At 63.7% G+C, this 267-nt stretch carries 1 protein-coding gene; it reads right to left on the bottom strand.

Translation table 11 applies throughout. The features are described 5' to 3' along the window. Positions 1-267 (bottom strand): efflux RND transporter permease subunit (locus ACTFO6_RS18880; RefSeq protein ID WP_439935890.1); only part of this gene is annotated, 267 nt, incomplete at both ends.

Raw genomic sequence — 267 nt, 5'->3', positions numbered from 1 at the left:
CGCCCGAGCCGATGGCCGTATAGACGTGACGGACTTCCTTGTGCTGCATCACGATCTTGCGCACGCGCTCGGTGTTGTCACGCGTTTGCGCGATCGTGCTGCCGGGCGGGCTTTCCACCGTCATCTGCAACTGCGCCCAGTCTTCGGGTGGCAGGAACGTTGCGGGAATCAGCCCGATGATGCCAACCGACACGACGAAGAACGCTGCGGCCATGCCGCCTGTCTTCCACGGATGCTCGAGACACCAGCGTGCCGCCTGCAGATAGC

The organism is Pelomicrobium sp. G1 (genome assembly GCF_051905455.1).
GTDB lineage: Bacteria > Pseudomonadota > Gammaproteobacteria > Burkholderiales > UBA6910 > Pelomicrobium.
Note: the sequence above shows the minus strand (reverse complement) of the source record. Positions and strands in the feature narration are given on the sequence as shown.